The 17341-nt window shown below is 72.8% G+C and carries 15 protein-coding genes; 5 read left to right on the top strand and 10 right to left on the bottom strand.

Annotation, left to right across the window (positions count from 1 at the left end; translation table 11 throughout):
* The first annotated feature begins 85 nt into the window (after positions 1 to 85).
* Positions 86 to 661 (top strand): DUF421 domain-containing protein, encoded by a 576-nt coding sequence (locus AC3D3D_RS08935; RefSeq protein WP_463662859.1) that lies wholly within the window; start codon positions 86 to 88, stop codon positions 659 to 661.
* A 112-nt stretch (positions 662 to 773) separates the two neighbouring features.
* On the opposite strand, the gene AC3D3D_RS08930 is transcribed toward AC3D3D_RS08935, so the two are convergent.
* The 3 genes from AC3D3D_RS08930 to AC3D3D_RS08920 form a co-directional block, all read right to left on the bottom strand.
* Entirely contained in the window at positions 774 to 1721 is a 948-nt protein-coding gene (locus AC3D3D_RS08930) for a mechanosensitive ion channel family protein (RefSeq protein WP_463662858.1), read from the bottom strand.
* Positions 1722 to 1909: 188 nt separating this feature from the next.
* Entirely contained in the window at positions 1910 to 2290 is a 381-nt protein-coding gene (locus tag AC3D3D_RS08925) for a type II toxin-antitoxin system VapC family toxin (protein ID WP_463662857.1), read from the bottom strand.
* Positions 2287 to 2532 (bottom strand): AbrB/MazE/SpoVT family DNA-binding domain-containing protein, encoded by a 246-nt coding sequence (locus AC3D3D_RS08920; protein WP_463662856.1) that lies wholly within the window; start codon positions 2530 to 2532, stop codon positions 2287 to 2289. Before AC3D3D_RS08920 ends, AC3D3D_RS08925 begins: the two co-directional genes overlap by 4 nt.
* A gap of 79 nt (positions 2533 to 2611) precedes the next feature.
* On the opposite strand from AC3D3D_RS08920, the gene AC3D3D_RS08915 reads away from it, so the two are divergent.
* Positions 2612 to 3793 carry a VOC family protein gene (locus AC3D3D_RS08915; protein WP_463662855.1) on the top strand — a complete coding sequence of 394 codons (1182 nt, stop codon included), beginning with the start codon at positions 2612 to 2614 and terminating at the stop codon, positions 3791 to 3793.
* A gap of 106 nt (positions 3794 to 3899) precedes the next feature.
* Here the strand turns inward: AC3D3D_RS08915 and dnaB are convergent, their stop codons facing one another.
* Entirely contained in the window at positions 3900 to 5255 is a 1356-nt protein-coding gene (dnaB, locus tag AC3D3D_RS08910) for a replicative DNA helicase (protein WP_463662854.1), read from the bottom strand.
* Between the two features lie 417 nt (positions 5256 to 5672).
* On the opposite strand from dnaB, the gene AC3D3D_RS08905 reads away from it, so the two are divergent.
* Together AC3D3D_RS08905 and AC3D3D_RS08900 are read left to right on the top strand one after the other, a co-directional pair.
* Positions 5673 to 7052 (top strand): MATE family efflux transporter, encoded by a 1380-nt coding sequence (locus AC3D3D_RS08905; RefSeq protein WP_463662853.1) that lies wholly within the window; start codon positions 5673 to 5675, stop codon positions 7050 to 7052.
* A gap of 38 nt (positions 7053 to 7090) precedes the next feature.
* On the top strand, positions 7091 to 8524 hold the full coding sequence (locus tag AC3D3D_RS08900; RefSeq protein ID WP_463662852.1) for an MFS transporter: 1434 nt from the start codon (positions 7091 to 7093) through the stop codon (positions 8522 to 8524).
* Between the two features lie 450 nt (positions 8525 to 8974).
* Here AC3D3D_RS08900 and rplI read toward each other — a convergent pair whose 3' ends face one another.
* The 5 genes from rplI to AC3D3D_RS08875 all read right to left on the bottom strand — a co-directional run bounded on the left by rplI (position 8975) and on the right by AC3D3D_RS08875 (position 13228).
* Positions 8975 to 9427 carry a 50S ribosomal protein L9 gene (rplI, locus tag AC3D3D_RS08895; protein WP_463662851.1) on the bottom strand — a complete coding sequence of 151 codons (453 nt, stop codon included), beginning with the start codon at positions 9425 to 9427 and terminating at the stop codon, positions 8975 to 8977.
* Between the two features lie 14 nt (positions 9428 to 9441).
* On the bottom strand, positions 9442 to 9678 hold the full coding sequence (gene rpsR / locus AC3D3D_RS08890) for a 30S ribosomal protein S18 (protein WP_425707274.1): 237 nt from the start codon (positions 9676 to 9678) through the stop codon (positions 9442 to 9444).
* 76 nt (positions 9679 to 9754) lie between these two features.
* A complete protein-coding gene (locus tag AC3D3D_RS08885; RefSeq protein WP_463662850.1) occupies positions 9755 to 10321 on the bottom strand; it encodes a single-stranded DNA-binding protein in 567 nt (188 codons plus the stop codon).
* Positions 10322 to 10352: 31 nt separating this feature from the next.
* Positions 10353 to 10643 carry a 30S ribosomal protein S6 gene (rpsF, locus tag AC3D3D_RS08880; protein WP_463662849.1) on the bottom strand — a complete coding sequence of 97 codons (291 nt, stop codon included), beginning with the start codon at positions 10641 to 10643 and terminating at the stop codon, positions 10353 to 10355.
* A gap of 260 nt (positions 10644 to 10903) precedes the next feature.
* Complete coding sequence (locus AC3D3D_RS08875; RefSeq protein WP_463662848.1) at positions 10904 to 13228, bottom strand: transglycosylase domain-containing protein; 2325 nt, start codon at positions 13226 to 13228, stop codon at positions 10904 to 10906.
* A gap of 180 nt (positions 13229 to 13408) precedes the next feature.
* Here AC3D3D_RS08875 and AC3D3D_RS08870 point away from each other — a divergent pair, with 180 nt between their 5' ends.
* A complete protein-coding gene (locus AC3D3D_RS08870; RefSeq protein ID WP_463662847.1) occupies positions 13409 to 14482 on the top strand; it encodes an inositol-3-phosphate synthase in 1074 nt (357 codons plus the stop codon).
* Here AC3D3D_RS08870 and AC3D3D_RS08865 read toward each other — a convergent pair.
* Entirely contained in the window at positions 14457 to 17330 is a 2874-nt protein-coding gene (locus AC3D3D_RS08865; protein WP_463662846.1) for a cation-translocating P-type ATPase, read from the bottom strand. The two genes, AC3D3D_RS08870 and AC3D3D_RS08865, sit on opposite strands and share 26 nt — an antisense overlap.
* Between the last annotated feature and the right edge of the window lie 11 nt (positions 17331 to 17341).

Here is a 17341-nt window from a genome sequence, read left to right as displayed (position 1 = left end):
ATGTCGGGCAGGAAGGGAGGCCGGGGCGCCACGCCGGAACCGACGTCGGCGCGGGCCCCGGCCCCGGACGACCGACGGAGGACCCGTGCGCGACCTGTTGTTCATCACCCCGACGGAGGCGCTCGCGGTGGTCACGGCCACCGCGGGGATGTACCTCGCGATGGTCCTGCTCGTGCGGGTGCTCGGGCAGCGGGTCCTGTCGAGCATGTCGAGCTTCGACCTCGTGGCCGTCATCGCGTTCGGGTCCGTCATCGGCCGTGCCGCACTGGGCGAGGCGCCGGTGCTGGCCGGCGGTCTCGTCGCGCTCGTCACCCTGCTGACGATGCAGGCGCTCGTCGGCCTCGTGCGCCACGTCCGCGGCGGCAACCGGGCGCTGGTCGCCCGACCCGTGCTGCTCATGGCGGGCTCGCAGGTGATCGACGAGCACATGAAGGCGTGCCACGTCCTGCCCGGGGAGCTCCAGACCCGGCTCCGGCTCGCCGGCATCAACCACTACGGCCAGGTGGCGGCCGTGACGTTCGAGCCGACCGGGGCCATCAGCGTGCTGCACCGCGGCGAACCGGTGGACCCGCTCCTGCTCAGCGGCGTCGTCGGCGCCTCGAAGGTGCCGGCGGAGCTGCTCGCCCCCTACGAGAAGGGCCAGGGCGAGGGCACGGACTGAGCACCGTCGCCGTCCCGGCACGGGGCGGCCGGGAGCCCCGCTCGTCGGGGGACCGGCCGACGACGTCGGTGGCCCCGACCCCGGCGCGCCGGCCTGACGTGGCAGGTAGCGATCAGCCCTGCTTGGTCGCCCCGGCGGCGTTCTGCGGGAAGATCGGCACCGCGACCTTGATCCCCTCCCGGTCGAACCGGCTCTTGAGGTGGGCACGTGCGGCGCGGCCGATCGCCCACTGCGAACCGGGCCGCGTCCGCAGGATCATGCGCACCGTGACGGCGCCGTTCCCGATGCTGGTCACGCCGCTCACCTCGGGCTTGTCGAGGATCTCGGACGCGAACTCCGGGTCCGCGGAGAACTCCGCCAGGCTGGCCTCGATCACCTGCTTCGCGGCGGGCAGGTCGACCGAGTAGTCGAGCGGGATCTCGATCACCGCGTTGGCCCAGTCCTGGTTCATGTTGGCGACCCGCCGGATCTCGCCGTTGCGCACGTACCAGAGGTTGCCGTCGAGGTCGCGGATCTTCGTGATCCGCATCGTCATCTCCTCGACCGTGCCGACCGCGTCGCCGACGTCGACCACGTCACCGACGCCGATCTGGTCCTCGACCATCATGAACAGCCCGGAGAGGAAGTCCTGGACGAGGCTCTGCGCGCCGAAGCCGATCGCGAGCCCGACGACGCCGGCGCTGGCCAGGATCGGGCCGAGATTGATCCCGACCTCGCCGAGGATCATCATGAAGGCCACGCCGAAGATGACGAACGAGGCGATGCTGCGCAGCACGGAGGCGATGGTCCGGGCACGCTGCGCCTGTCGCCGTTGGCGCCCGTTCGCGTCCAGGCTCGCCTCGGAGCCCTTGCGCCGGGCGTTCGACGCCGCCCGGTCGATGCGTTGCCGCGACTCGACGATCCTCTCGGCGAGCCGGACGATGAGGCGTCCGAGGACGGCGCGCGCGACGATCGCCACCACGAGGATGATGACGACGTTGATGAGGCTGGCGACCATCTCACCGCTGCGCGCGGAGAACCACTCGCCGATCGAGCTGGCCCGAGCGGGTATGTCTGTCACGGGTCGGTCCCTCCGTTCTCCGACTGTTGCGGGCCGGGTCGCGGGCCCGCGGGATGCCCCTGTTCATGGTCTCAACGCTCGGACGTGCGCGCGATGATCGGACGGCCGTCACGGGTGTGAGACATGCGGCGTTCAGCGGGGTTCGCCCCCGGGCCGGGGGGACGGCAGGGCGTCGTCGGTCAGCCGGGTCACCTGATGAGGCGGACCGACACCGGCAGGTCGAGGTCGGCCCACGCGCGGTCGGCCGTGAGGACCGTCGCCGACGACGCGCGCAGCGTCAGCGCCAGGCAGCACCGGTCCCCGAGCGAGAGCCGCTCTCCCCCGTCGACGGCGCGCAACGCGCCGGCCATCTCGCCGTCGTCGGCGAGCACGGGCTCGATCTGCACGCCCGCGGTCACCAGCAGCTCCCGCAGCCGCGAGACGTCCGCCCCGGCATCGATCAGTTTGCCCACCACCTCGGCGAGGTTCACCGCTCCGAGCAGCGCGCCCTCGAGGTTGGCCGCCACGACGTCGGCACCCGGCTCGTCGTGCACGAGGGCGAGCACGGCCGAGGCGTCGAGCACCGTCACTCGCCGGCCTCCGCCGCACGGCGACGCTCCACGAGCAGCTCCTCGACGAGCGAGCGCGAGTCCGGCACGGCAGAGGCGAGCCCCCTCAGCTCGCGGGCCGCGTCCTGCGGTCGTTCGAGGACCACCCGCCGGCCCGTCACGGTCAGCTCCAACCGGTCGCCCGGGGAGAGGTCGAGCGCCGCACGGACGTCGGCGGGCACGACCAGGCGACCCTGCTGACCGAGGACGACCGTGGCACGCATGTGACCATCGTGGCACGTCCGTCATCTACGTGCCACTGAGCCGACAGCCGTGGTTGACGGCGGATCTAGCGTCGTCGCCATGTCGGACACACAGTGGTGGACGATCGACGGCGCGGACACCACGTGGGTCGACGCCGACTCGCTCAGCGCGGGCGTGGGGCTCGCGCACCCGATCCTCGCCCGCGAGGGTTGGCGGGCGGTGGACGTGCGCGCGACCGGGGTACGCATCCGCATGGTGGCCGGGACGGACGCACCGGAGCTCGACCTGGACGGGGGACCGCGCTCGCTCGACGAGCTCGCCGTGATCGTCGAGTCGCCTGATCCGGCCGCCCTGCTCCCGTTCTGGCAACGGGCGCTCGACCGAACGCCCTGGGACGGCACGGACCGCGCGGACGCCCCCGGGGACGGGGCCGAGACACGGCTGACCGACCCCCTGGTGCGGGATCCCGACCTGGTCCTGCGCGCGTCGACCGATCACCGTCCGCTGCGCAACCGGATCCACATCGACGTCGTCCGACCCGCGTCTCGGATCGCGCGAGCGGCCCTCGGCGAGCCCGGCGGCCCCTTCGGGGTGCGGCACAGTGACGCGGACGGCAACGAGGTCGACCTCGTGCCCGGCGGTCCGCTCGGGTCGACCCCGGCGACCGAGGACTGGCACGCCGTCTTCGGTGCCGTCGCGTGCTACCGCACCGACGACGTCGAGCAGCAGCTCGACCTCGCGGCCGCCGCCGCGCACATCGCCGACGACGCTGAGTTCCCGCTCCTGGTCGACCTCAGACCCGGCCTGGTCGTCCTCGACACCGGCAAGGACATGTGGGACGCCGACGCGCACGGGCGTGATCTCGACGTCGCCGACCTCGCCGCACGGATCCAGCGCGCCGCCCGGGAGCTCGGCGCGACCCCCGATCCCGCGTTGCCACGCTTCGTCCAGGTGTTCCTCGACGCCGCGGACGTCGAGGCGGCACGGCGGTTCTGGTGCGCCGCCCTCGGCTACTTCGCCGACAGGCGTCCGGACGTCACGGACATCGTCGATCCGCGCAGGCTCGGTCCCCCGCTGGTCTTCCAGCAGGTCGACACCTCCGAGTCCGACCGACTGGCGCAACGCAACCGACTCCACCTCGAGCTTGCGGTGCCGGACGCGGTCGCGCCTACCCGGGTGGCAGCCGCGACCGCCGCGGGGGGCCGGCTGCTCGAGGAGGATGCGTGCCGGTGGCGGCTGGCCGACGCGAGCGGGAACGAGCTCGTCGTCCTCGGCGTCTGACCGAGATCGGCCACCTGTCTCGGCCCGGTCGGCACGAGGACGGAGCTCGACGGCTCGACCTGACCACGGGACGCTCGCCCCGCCGTCGTGGGAGACGACCAGCCGCTCAGTGCCCCATGTCGACGAAGCGCGAGTAGTGGCCCTGGAAGGCGACCGTGACCGTGCCGGTCGGGCCGGAGCGCTGCTTGGCGACGATGATGTCGGCCTCGCCCGCGCGCGGGTGCTCCTTCTCGTAGGCGTCCTCACGGTGCAGGAGCATGACGACGTCGGCGTCCTGCTCGAGCGAGCCGGACTCGCGCAGGTCGGACATCATCGGCTTCTTGTCGCCCCGCTGCTCGGGTCCACGGTTGAGCTGCGCGACGGCGATGACCGGCACCTCGAGCTCCTTCGCCAGGAGCTTGAGGGCGCGCGAGAACTCGGAGACCTCCTGCTGACGGGACTCCACGCGCTTGCCCGAGCTCATCAGCTGGAGGTAGTCGACGGCGATGAGCTTGAGGTCGTGGTTCTGCTTGAGCCGGCGCGCCTTGGCCCGGATCTCCATGAGGGACATGTTCGGGCTGTCGTCGATGAACAGCGGCGCGTCCGAGGCCCGCCCGGAGGCCCCGGCGATACGGGACCACTCGTCGTCGCGCAGGGAGCCCTCGCGCATGTGCTTGAGCGAGACGCCGGCCTCCGCCGACAGCATGCGCATGGTGATCTCGGTGCGCCCCATCTCGAGGCTGAAGATCACCGAGGCCATGTTGTTGCGGATCGAGGCGTGGCGGCAGATGTCGAGCGCGATCGTCGACTTACCGATGGCCGGGCGGGCGGCGATGATGACCATCTGCCCCGGGTGCAGGCCGTTGGTCAGCGCGTCGAGGTCGGTGAAGCCGGTGGGGACGGCGCCGTCGTCGCCGGTGCGGGACTCGATGCGCTGCAGCTCGTCGATCGTCGGGGCGACCAGCTCCTTGAGCGGCAGGTAGTCCTCCGAGCTGCGCTGGTCGGCGACCGCGTAGACCTCCGCCTGGGCGGTGTTGACGATCTCCTCGACGTCGCCGCCGTCGGTCGCGTAGCCGAGCTGGACGATGCGCGTGCCGGCCTGGACGAGGCGGCGCAGCACGGACTGCTCGCGCACGATCCGCGCGTAGTAGCCCGCGTTGGCGGCGGTGGGCACCGAGGAGACGAGCGTGTGCAGGTAGGGGGCGCCGCCGACGCGGGCCATCTCGCCACGCCGGGTCAGCTCCGCCGCGACGGTGACCGGGTCCGCCGGCTCACCCCGGCCGAACAGGTCGAGGATCGCCTCGAACACGAGCTCATGGGCGGGCTTGTAGAAGTCGACGCCGCGCAGCTCCTCGACGACGTCGGCGATCGCGTCCTTGCTCAGCAGCATCCCGCCGAGCACCGACTGCTCCGCAGGGACGTCCTGCGGCGGCGTCCGGTCGAAGTCGCCCCTGCCCGCGCCCGGGTCCTCTGCCACGCCCACTCCTCGTCCGGGCCCGCGCGCGCGGGCCCACGTGACCGTACGACCCGACGCCGCCACGGCCAAACCCTCACTGTGCACGAGTGCGGCGACGGCCGTGGACGGGGTGTGGACGAACACCGTGAGGCTGTGCACACCTGTGGAGAAGGTTGTGGGTTCATCCGCACGAGGTCGCCGGTCGGCCCGTCCCGTCGGGTGCTCCCGGACCGGGTCCGGCGCTCACCCGACAGGGCGCGTCGGCGGGCGCTGCCGCGCGAGGCCCGGCGCCGCCTCGGACGCCGGCCGCAGTCCCACCAGGTCCCGCACAGGGTGTGGACGCAGGATCCGTCCCCACATCTGTGGACGACACGGCCCGACCCCACCTCGTCGGACCGGCCTACGCTGTGGCCGCCGCCCGCACGCCGAGCCCGAGGAGGTCCCATGCACGGCCCAGGCCGAGCCGACCTCGGCGCCGAGGGCGCCGGCGGGCGGGGCGACGAGCGCCGCGAGACGGACCGGCAGATCTTCCGCCTCGCGCTGCCCGCGCTGGGCGCGCTGGTCGCCGAGCCGCTGCTGCTCATCATCGACTCGGCGATGGTCGGTCACCTCGGGACGAGCTCGCTGGCGGGCCTGGCCATCGCCCAGGCCGTGCTCTCCACACTCGTGGGGGTGTGCGTGTTCCTCGCCTACGCCACGACCGCCGCCACCGCCCGGCTCGTCGGCGCCGGGCGGCGGGACCGCGGCATCCGCGCCGGCATCGACGGTATGTGGCTGGCGGTGGGCCTCGGCCTGGTGCTGGCGGCCGGGCTCGTCGTCGGCGGACCGGCCCTGGTCGGCGTGCTCGGCGGCACCGGTGAGGTGGCGAGCGAGGCGGTGACGTACCTGCGCGGCTCGGCCCTCGGCCTGCCGGGCATGCTCGTGGTGCTGGCGGCCACGGGCACCCTGCGGGGCCTGCTCGACACCCGCACGCCGCTGTACGTCGCCGTCGGCGGGGCGATCGCCAACGCCGCCCTCAACGCCGTGCTCATCTACGGGCTCGGGCTGGGCATCCTCGGCTCCGGCGTGGGGACCGCGATCGCCCAGGTGGGGATGGGCGCGGTCATGGCCCGGGTCGTCGTGCGTGGCGCCCGCCGCGAGGGGGTGTCGCTGGCCCCCTCGGGCCTGGGCGTGCTGGCCTCCGCACGGGCCGGGCTCCCGCTGTTCGTCCGCACCCTCACGCTGCGCGGGGCGATCCTCGTGACCGTCGCGGTCGCCACGACCATGGGCCCCTCTCGGCTCGCGGCCCACCAGGTGACCACCTCGATCTGGTCGCTGTGCGCCTTCGCCCTCGACGCCGTCGCGATCGCCGCCCAGGCGCTGGTCGGTCAGGGGCTCGGCCGCGGTGACGCCGACGCCGTGCGTCGTCTCGTGCGCCGCTGCCTCTGGTGGGGGGTCGTCGCCGGTGGCGCGATCGGCGTCGTGGTCGCGGCGACCGGGCCGTTGACCGTGCGGATCTTCACCACCGACCCGGACGTGCGCGCCGCCGCCGTGTGGTGCCTGGTCGTCGTCGGGGCGCTCATGGCACTGGCGGGGCTCGTCTACGTGCTCGACGGGATCCTCATGGGGGCCGGCGACGGGCCGTTCCTCGCCGTGGCCGGGATCCTCACCCTGGTGGCCTACCTGCCGGCGGCCTGGGCCGTCGTCGAGCTGGGTCCGGGCGGCACGTGGGGGCTCGTGTGGCTCTGGGTGGCCTTCGCCGGCGTGTTCATGGGGGCGCGCGCGGTGACGACCTACGTGCGCACCCGTGGCACCCGGTGGATGGTGCTCGGGGAGGGGTCCTGAACTTGCCCGACCCGCGTCCGGGTCCGAGGATCGAGGCGATGACCAGCCCCCGTATCGAGCGCCCCGACCTGCGCGCGGTCCTGTTCGTCGCGATCGCGTCGGGATGCGGCTTCGGCGCCTTCTACGGCCTGTACACCTCCGCTCCGGTCGCACTGGTGGGCGGCGGCGTCTCGGCCGGGACGCGCACGGCGGTGTTCATGGCCTGCGTCATCGCCGTCCAGCCCCTCGTGCCCCTGGCCGGCCGGTGGCTGCGGGTGCGCTCCCGGGCGGTCGGCGGTGGCCTGGGCGCCATGGCCCTGGGGTTCGCCGCGCTCCCCCTGGCCGGTGGGTGGCCGGGACTGGTCCTCGTCGGCGTCGGTTTCGGCGTCTTCGTCGTCACGAGTGCGGCCTGGGTCCGCGAGCTCGCCGACGCCGGCACCGCCGGTCGTGCGCTGGGGCTGTACGGCCTGGCCTCGGCGATGGGCGGGACGGTCGCCGCGCCCGCCGCGCTCGCGCTGACCGAGGCGGCCGGCGTGCTCGGCGTGGCGGCCGGCGGCGCGGGGCTCACGGCCCTCGGCGTCGTGCCCGTCCTCGCGGCGCGGCGCGTCGGCGAGCACGGCCGGCCCGGCCTGACCGATGCGCCCACCGACCATGTCCCCACCCTGCCGCGCTCGGACAACGCCCAGGTCCTCGACGCCGAGACCGACCACGAGCCCCACGGCGTGAGCGATCCAACCCAGGACGGTTCTGCCCGGGTCGGCTCTGCGCTGGACGGCCCGGCCCAGGACGACTCAGCCCGGGTCGGCTCGGCCCGGGACGGCTCCGCCCTGGACCACCCTTCCCCGGATGACTCGGCCCTGGTCAGCCCCGCCGCAGCGGAGCTGCCCCGTGCAGAGACCGCGCCTCATCCATCCGCGCAGGCACCAAGCGCTCAGCGCACAGGCGCGCAGGCCCCGCAGTCACCAGGCGCGCAGGGGCCAGGTGCGCAGGGCTCGGACACGCAGGGACCACGCGCACGGGCCGGCCGGACGGCGGTCCTCGCGCTCGTGCTGCCGACCGTGGCGGTGCACGCCCTGGCCGTCATCGCCTACGGCTTCGTGCTCTCGTCGGCAGGGGCGCTGTCCGACGCCGCCTCGGGGACCCTCGCCGTCGTGGCAGCCTTCGGCATCCAGGGAGCCGTCGCCGTGGGCCGACCGGTGGCGGGATGGACGAGCGACCGGTGGTCCGGGATGGGCACCCTGCTCGTCGGTCTTGCCGGCGTGGCCGTCGCGCTGGCGTGGGCCGTCGCGGACCCCGACCCGCTGCGCTTCGTCGTCGCGGCCACGCTCGTCGGAGCCGCCTCGGGTGCGGTGCAGACCGCGGCGCTGACCCTGATGATGCGCCGCGCGCACACACCGCTGCGTGCGGAGCAGGTGAGCCTCGCCTGGAACATCACCTTCGACGTCGCGCTCGGCCTCGCCGCCGCGCTGGCGGCCCGCATCGCCGTCGTCTGACCCCGGCCCGGCCACCATCCAGCTCGCCCGCTCTCGGCCGCCTGCCGTTCATCGAGCCAATGGGTTGTGTATCGAAACGATGCCCCCAGTCCATTGCCTCGAGACACAACCCGATGTCTCGACGCGAAGAGGGGGCGCGGGGGTGCAGCAACGGCGCAAGAAGGGGCACGGGAGGCCCAGCACTGGCGCAACATCTGGGCGCCCGGCCGCCTGCCCTTCATCGAGCCCATGGGTTGTGTAGCCAGACAATGCCCCCAGCCCATTGCCTCGAGACACAACCCGATGTCTCAGCGCAGAGAGGGAGCGCGGGAGCTCCAGCGCCCGCACAACGCCGACGGCCCGGCCCTGCGGCGACTACGCCCGAGCCGCCGCCGGCACAACGCCGACGGCCCGGCCCCCAGTCAGGGGGCCGGGCCGTTCGATGCGGGTCAGGACCCGCTCAGACGTGCATCAGGCCTGGGGCACGACCTCGACGACGAGGGTCGCCGAGACGTCCGCGTGCAGGCGGACCTGCACCCGGTGCTCGCCGAGGGACTTGATCGGCGCCGGGATCTCGATCGTGCGACGGTCGAGCTGCGGACCGCCGTCGGCGGCAACGGCCTCGGCGATGTCCACGCTGGACACGGCGCCGAACAGACGGCCGGAGTCGCCGGCCTTGACCGACACGGTGACGGGGCCGGACTGCAGGCGGTCACGCGTGGCCTGCGCCTCCTCGACGGTGGCGATCGCACGCGAGCGCCGCGCGGAGGACATCTGGTCGACCTGCTTCTGGCCGCCCTTGGTCCAGCGGGTCGCCAGACCGCGCGGGACGAGGTAGTTGCGGGCGTACCCGTCCTTGACCTCGACGACGTCGCCCGCGGCACCGAGACCGGTGACCTCGTGGGTGAGGATCAGCTTTGCCATCTCGATCCCCTTCCTCAGCGACCGGCGCCGGTGTAGGGCAGCAGAGCCATCTCGCGGGCGTTCTTCACGGCCTTCGCGATGAGGCGCTGCTCCTGGACGGACACCCCGGTCACGCGGCGCGAACGGATCTTGCCGCGGTCGGAGATGAACTTCCGCAGGGTCGCGGTGTCCTTGTAGTCGATGGTGCCGACCTTGACGGCCTTGACCGGGCCGACCTTCTTCTTGGGCTTGCGAAGTACGGGCTTCGCCATGGGGTTCTCCTTGGATCAGTGCCGGCCCCGCGTGCTCACGCGCGGGGCCCTACGTGGAATGTGTGGGGTCCGCCGGTCAGAACGGCGGGTCGTTCGGGAACGCGGTCGCGCCGCCCTGCGTGGCCCACGGGTCGTCGGCGCTGCCGCCGGACGGGCCGTTGTAGCCACCCTGGCCGCCGCCGTAGCCGCCGCCCTGGTTGCCGTAGCCACCGCCGCCCTGGTTGCCGCCGAAGCCGCCACCCTGGCCGCCCTGGCCGCCGCCGAAACCGCCGCCACCGCGCGGGGTGCGGGTGACCTTCGCGGTCGCGTAGCGCAGCGAGGGGGCGACCTCGTCGGCCTGCATCTCGACGACGGTGCGCTTCTCGCCCTGCTGGGTCTCGTAGGAACGCTGCTGGAGACGCCCCTGGACGATGACGCGCATGCCCTTGGTCAGCGACTCCGCCACGTTCTCCGCCGCGTCACGCCACACCGAGCAGCGCATGAACAGCGTCTCGCCGTCCTTCCACTCGTTCGCCTGACGGTCGAACATCCGCGGGGTCGACGCGACGGTGAAGTTCGCGACGGGCGCTCCCGAGGGCGTGAAGCGCAGCTCGGGGTCGGCGGTGAGGTTGCCGACAACGGTGATGATGGTGTCGCCTGCCATGAGGGCTCCTGACGGTCGGTGTCGGTCGGTGTCAGCCGGCGTCCGGGCGCAGGAGCTTGGTGCGCAGGACGGCCTCGTTGAGGCCGAGCTGACGGTCGAGCTCCTTGGCGACCTCGGGCGTCGTGGTCATGTCGACCACGGCGTAGATCCCCTCGGAACGCTTGGCGATCTCGTAGGCGAGCCGGCGCTTGCCCCAGATGTCGATCTTGTCCACGGTGCCACCACCGGTCGTGACGACCGAGAGCAGCTTGTCGAGCGACGGGGCGACGGTGCGCTCGTCGACCTCCGGCTCGAGGATGATCATCAGTTCGTACTGCCGCACGGGTATCCCCACCTCCTTCGGACTGGGCGGTCACGGTCTCTCCGTGACAGGAGGGTCATGCGTGCAGCCCCGGACACACCGGGGCCAGCCGTCAACGGTACCGGGTCCGGGCCCGCGGCGGCAGGTCGTCCCCCGTGCGGCCGGTCACGTTCGTCCCGCCCGACGGCGGAGCCGGGCCGGCCGGCGGCGCGCTCAACACCCGCCGGTCCCCCGCCCGGCGGTGCGCTCAGCCCCCGCCGGCCCCCCGGCCTGCGGTGCGCTCAGCCCCCGCCGGCCCCCCGGCCGGTGCCGGTGCCGGCCCCGTTGCCGCCCGCACCACCGCCCTGGCCGCCGCCTCCCTGTCCGCCGCCACCCGTGCCGGGTGCGGGCGTGGAGGGTTCCGTGGAGGGCAGCTCGGTCGGCTCCGGCGGCGTCGTCGGCTCCGTGGTGGGCTCCTCCTCCGTGGTGGGCTCCTCCGTCGTCGGGTCCTCCGTCGTCGGCTCCTCGGTGGTCTCCTCCTCCGTGGTCTCCTCCTCGGTGGTGCTCTCCTCCTCCGTGGTCTCCTCCTCGGTGGTGGGCTCCTCGGTCGTCGGGGGCTCCTGCGTCGGGATCTCGGGCACCGCACGGCCGGGCAGCTCGGAGGGGTCGGGCCGCTCGGGCAGCTGCTCGACGGGCATCCCCTCGGTGGCCACCTGCATGTAGTCGCGCCAGACCTGGGCCGGGAAGGTCCCGCCGGCCACGAGGTCGACTCCGCCGAAGCCGGTCAGCTCCTCCTCGGTGCCGTCCTCGCCGACCTGGTACATGTTGACCACCGTCGTCAGCTGCGGGATCCACCCCGCGAACCAGGCCGAGCGGTAGGCGTTGGACGAACCGGTCTTGCCGGCCGCCGGGCGCCCGATCTCACCGGCGGTCTCCCCGGTGCCCCCCGGCTCGAGGACCGACTCCATCGCGTAGGAGGCCTCGTTGATCACCGCCGCGTCGAAGGCCTGCACCCCCTCGTCGCCACCGGTGTAGAACCGGTTGTCCTCGCGGTCGCGCACCTCGGCCACGATGTGGGGCTCGTGCCGCACGCCCTGCGCCGCGAAGGTGTTGTACGCGCGGGCGGTGTCCAGCGCCGTCGGAGAGGCCGGCCCCAGCACGTTCGACGGCGAGGAGATGAGCCCCGGGGTCTCGGTCGGCCAGCCGGCCCGCGTGGCGACGTCGACCATCGAGTCCGCCCCGACCTGCTGGTTGACGAGCGCGTAGGTGGTGTTGACGGACTGCGCGGTGGCCTGCCGCAGCGTGATGAACCCGCGGTCGTAGGTGTCGTAGTTTCCCACCGGGAAGTCGTAGCCCTCGATCTCCATCGGGCTGTAGGAGGGGAAGGTCTCCTCCATCCGGATCCCGGCCTCGATGGCGGCCACCAGGGTGAACGGCTTGGCCGTCGACCCGGCCTGCGCCCGGTCCTGGGTCGCGGAGTTGCGTGAGTCGGTGAGGTAGTCGGGCCCGCCGTACAGCGCCACGATCGCCCCTGACTCGGGCCGTACCGAGACGAGGCCGACGTGGTTGTTCTCCGGCCGGTCCTCGGGGAGGTTGGCCACGGCGTCGACGGCGGCCTGCTGGCTGCGCTGGTCGATGGTGGTGACGATGTCGAAGCCACCGGTGTCGACCTCCTCGAGCGTGAGGTCGGCCTCGGCGACGAGCTCCTCGCGGACCATCGCCAGCAGGTAGCCGTCCGGCCCGGCGTACATCTCGTTGGTCTCGGGCTCGATCACCTCCGGGAACTCGGCGTCGGCCCGTTCCTCGGCCGTGATCCACCCGTCCTCGACCATGAGGTCGAGCACCCGTTCGAAGCGCTGCTCGGCCTGCTCGGGGTCGACGCCCGGGTCCCAGGCCGAGGGGCTGGGGATGATGCCGGCCAGCAGCGCCGACTCCGCGATCGTCATCTCCGAGGCGCCGTGGCCGAAGTACGCCATCGACGCCTCCTGGATGCCGTACGTGCCGCGCCCGAAGTAGATGGTGTTCATGTAGTTCTCGAGGATCTCCTCCTTCTCCTGCTCCTGGTCGATGCGCAGGGCGAGGATGGTCTCCCGGAACTTGCCCACGTAGGACGTCGTCGTCCCCGTGTAGTACCGCTCGACGTACTGCTGGGTGAGGGAGGAGCCACCCTGGCGCGACTCGCCCTGGATGTTGTTCCACAGGGCGCGCGCGATCCCGCGCCAGTCGACGCCGGGGTTCTCGTAGAAGCGGCGGTCCTCGGAGGCGATGACGGCCTGGCTGACGTGGTCGGGGATGTCGTCCAGGGAGATCGAGCTGCGGTCGTACTCGGCGAAGCGGCCCATGACGGTCTCGCCGTCGGCGTAGTAGACGGTCGTGCCCTCGGCGAGGGCGAAGTCGTCCGGGGCGGGCACGTCGATGGAGGCGTAGGCCGCGACGAACAGGCCGGCCGCACCCGCCAGGCCCGCGATGAACAGCCCGAAGAACCAGAACAGCACCCGTCGCCAGATCGGGATGCGTGGGGCGACCGCCTGCGGGGCGCCGGCGGCTCCGGCTGCGCCGCCCCGGGCGCGACCGCCCGTCCGGGCGCCGGTGGACCGGCGTGCGGCTCCGGTGGGTTCCTTGGCCATCCGCGTCAACCTTTCGTCCTGACGTGAGCTCCACAGTATGGAGCTGGAGGCGTGCCCGCTGCCCGGGGCTGTGCGCGATCACACGCCGGGCCCGACGGGCCGGTCGGGTCGGATATCCCTCGATCGGCGCCCTCGCGCCGGTTACGGTGTTCGTCACTCTCAACTCGCTGGAGGACAGTCATGGTCAGGGTCGCCGTCGTCGGGGTAGGGAACTGCGCGTCCGCGCTCGTCCAGGGAATCCGGTACTACGCCGACGCCGACCCGGACGACGTCGTCCCCGGTCTCATGCACGTCGACCTCGGCGGGATCCACGTGCGCGACGTCGAGATCGTCGCCGCCTTCGACGTCGACGCCGCGAAGGTGGGCACCGACCTCGCCGAGGCGATCCACGCGTCGGAGAACAACACGCTGCGGCTGACCGACGTGCCCACGACCGGCGTGCCGGTCCGGCGCGGGCCGACGCTGGACGGCCTGGGGAAGTACTACCGGGAGACGATCGAGGAGTCGACGGCCGAGCCGGTCGACGTCGCGGCCGCGCTGCGGGACGCCCGCGCCGATGTCGTGGTCTGCTACCTGCCCGTCGGTTCCCAGGAGGCGGCCCTGCACTACGCCCAGGCCGCCATCGACGCCGGCTGCGCCTTCGTCAACGCCCTGCCCGTGTTCATCGCCTCCGACCCCGCCTGGGCGAGGAAGTTCACCGACGCCGGGCTGCCGATCGTCGGGGACGATGTGAAGTCGCAGGTCGGGGCCACGATCACGCACCGGGTGCTCGCCCGGCTGATGGAGGAGCGCGGCATCCACCTCGACCGCACCTTCCAGCTCAACATCGGCGGGAACATGGACTTCAAGAACATGCTCGAGCGGGAGCGGCTCGTCTCGAAGAAGATCTCCAAGACCCAGGCCGTGACCTCGAACATCACCGCGACGCTGCCCGAGTCGGACGTCCACGTCGGCCCCTCGGACCACGTCGCCTGGCTCGACGACCGCAAGTGGGCCTACGTGCGCCTCGAGGGTCGCGGCTTCGGCGACGCCCCGATGTCCCTGGAGTACAAGCTCGAGGTGTGGGACTCCCCCAACTCGGCGGGGATCATCATCGACGCCGTCCGGCTCGCGAAGCTCGCGCTCGAGCGGGGCCTGGGCGGGCCGCTGCTCTCGGCGAGCGCCGCCCTGATGAAGTCGCCGCCCGAGCAGCGCGAGGACCGCCGGGCCCGCGCCGACGTCGAAGCGTTCATCGCGGGCGGGACCGAGCGGTAGCCCGCAGCACGATCTTCCGCAGCTCGTCCGCCCACAGCACGAGCGAGGCCATCCCGAAGCACACCGCCCAGTGCGTGAGGTCCATCGACGCCGTCCCGAAGGCGGTCTGGAGCAGCGGCACCTCGACGACGAGGACCTGGAGCACCACCACCAGCGCGAAGGACCCCCACAGCCAGGGGTTGACGAACAGCCGGTGGAACGCCGACGTGGTCTCGGAGCGCGAGTTGAGCACGTTGAACAGCTGGGCGAGCACGAGCGTGGTGAAGCCGGCCGTCCGCGCCACCTCAAGGGAGTCGCCGCCCTCGACGAGCCCGCCCGGCAGGAAGATGTCGATCGTCAGCAGCATGACGACCGCCATCACCGCGCCGACGAAGAGGATGCCGCCCCACATCGCCCGGTCGATGATCCGCTCCTCGGGCCGGCGGGGGCGCCGGGTCATCACGTCGTCGATCTCGGGGTCCATGCCCAGCGCGAGGGCTGGCGCGGAGTCGGTGACGAGGTTGATCCACAGGATCTGCGTGGCGAGCAGGGGCAGCACCATGCCGCCGTCGCCGGTGTCGCTGAGCCCGATGACCCCGGCCAGGACGACGCCGAGGAAGACGGTGAGCACCTCGCCGAGGTTCGAGGAGAGCAGGAAGCGCAGGAACTTCTTGATGTTGTCGAAGATGACCCGGCCCTGCCGCACGGCGGCGACGATGGTGGCGAAGTTGTCGTCGCCGAGGATCATCCGGGCCGACTCCTTGGTCACCTCCGTGCCGGTGACGCCCATCGCCACGCCGATGTCGGCGGACTTGAGGGCGGGGGCGTCGTTGACGCCGTCGCCGGTCATCGCCACCACGTGCCCGCGCGTCTGGAGGGCGTCGACGATGCGCAGCTTGTGCTCGGGGGCGACCCGGGCGAAGACGCGGACGTCCTCGACGACTTCGGCCAGCTCGGCCTCGTCCATCCTCGCCAGCTCGGCACCGGTGACGGCACGCGCGCCGGGCTCGACGATGCCGAGGTCGGCGGCGATGCGCACCGCGGTGACCGGGTGGTCCCCGGTGATCATCGTGACGGCCACCCCGGCGCGGTGCGCCTCCTCGACCGCCGTCGCGGCCTCGGCGCGCGGCGGGTCGATGATGCCGACGACGCCGAGCAGCACCAGGTCGTGCTCCTCGTCGCCGTCGATGCCGTCGAGCAGGTCGGGGGCGTCCTCGTCGGCCACCCGGTAGGCCACGGCGAGCGTGCGGTAGGCCGCCGCGGAGAGCGCCTCGACCTCGCCGAGCACCCGGGCCCGCCGCTCGTCGTCGAGGGGGACGGTCTCGTCGCCGACCTGGACGGCCGTGCAGTCGGCGAGCAGGACGTCGGGGGCGCCCTTGCTCATGAGCACGGGTGGGCGGGTCGCGTGGACCTCGAGGGAGGACATCTTCTTGCGCTCGGAGGTGAAGGGGATCTCGCCGTCGCGTTCGAAGGCGCCGATCTCCTCCTCGGTCCCGGGCAGCTTGCGGGCCGCCACGAGGAAGGCGGCCTCCGTCGGGTCGCCCTGGATCTCCCACTCGCCCTCGACCTCGCGCAGCTGGGCGTTGTTCGCCAGCGAGCCGCCGGCGAGCACGTAGCGGGCCTCGGTCACTGCCCGCTCGTCCACGCCCGTCAGGAGGGCCTCCCCGGTCGGCGCGTAGCCGACGCCGGTGACGGTGACCCGGCCCGAGGCGGTGACGACCTGCTCGATGGTCATCTCGTTGCGGGTGAGCGTGCCGGTCTTGTCCGAGCAGATGATCGACGCCGAGCCGAGGGTCTCGACGGCGTGCAGCTTTTTGACCACGGCCTTGCGGGCGGCCATCCGCCGCACGCCGATGGCCAGGACGACGGACAGGATCGCCGGCAGGCCCTCGGGGACGGCGGCCACGGCGAGGGAGACGACGAGCAGGAGGGTCTGGACGAGGTCGTCGGCGGTCTCGACCCCGTAGGCGAGGAGCATCGTGCCCATGACGACCATGGCGATGACGACGACGATGATGCCCAGCATCTTCGAGACCCGGTCGATCTCGACGGTCAGCGGGCTGGGGTCGGACTCGGTGGAGTCGAGCATGTGGGCGATCGCGCCCATCTCGGTGCTCATCCCGGTACCGGTGACGACGGCGCGGCCCACGCCCTGCGCGACCGCGGTGCCCTTGTGGACCATGGCGGAGCGGTCGCCGATGCCGGCGTCGGGCTCGACGGCGCCCGAGCCCTTCTCGGCCGCCTCGGACTCGCCGGTCAGCGAGGCCTCCTGGACGCGCAGCGCCGTGGCGGTGAGCAGGCGGGCGTCGGCCCCGACGGCGTCGCCCTCGGACAGGGCGAGCACGTCGCCCCGGACGAGCTCGGCCGAGGGGACCGTCATGAGACTGCCGTCGCGCAGGACCGTCGAGGTCGCGGCGGTCATCTCCGCGAGCGCCGCGACCGCGCTCTCCGCCCGGGCCTCCTGGCTGTAGCCGAGGATCGCGTTGAGCACGACGATGAGGGCGATGACGACGGCGTCGACCGGGACGCCGGAGGCCCCCTCGACGGCCCAGGCGACCAGCGAGATGGCGATGGCGACGAAGAGCAGGTAGATGAGCGGGTCCTGGAACTGGCCGAGCAGCTTGCGCCACCACGGCACGGGCGGGGAGCCGCGCAGCTCGTTGGGGCCGTCGGCGGCGAGGCGCCGTGCGGCCTCGGCACCGCTGAGCCCGACCTCGGGGTCGACGTCGAGCTCGGCGGCGACCTCGCCCGGCTGCCGCGACCAGGGGGTGGCCGGGAGCGGCGTCGCGCCCTCGCCGGGTGCGTCGCCCGTCGCCCTCGTGCGCGTCGCTGGGCCTGCGGACTGACCTGACGGGACGGGCTCGCTCATGGCTCCATTGT

It is taken from the genome of Georgenia sp. X1117, from assembly GCF_057784635.1.
Note: the sequence above shows the minus strand (reverse complement) of the source record. Positions and strands in the feature narration are given on the sequence as shown.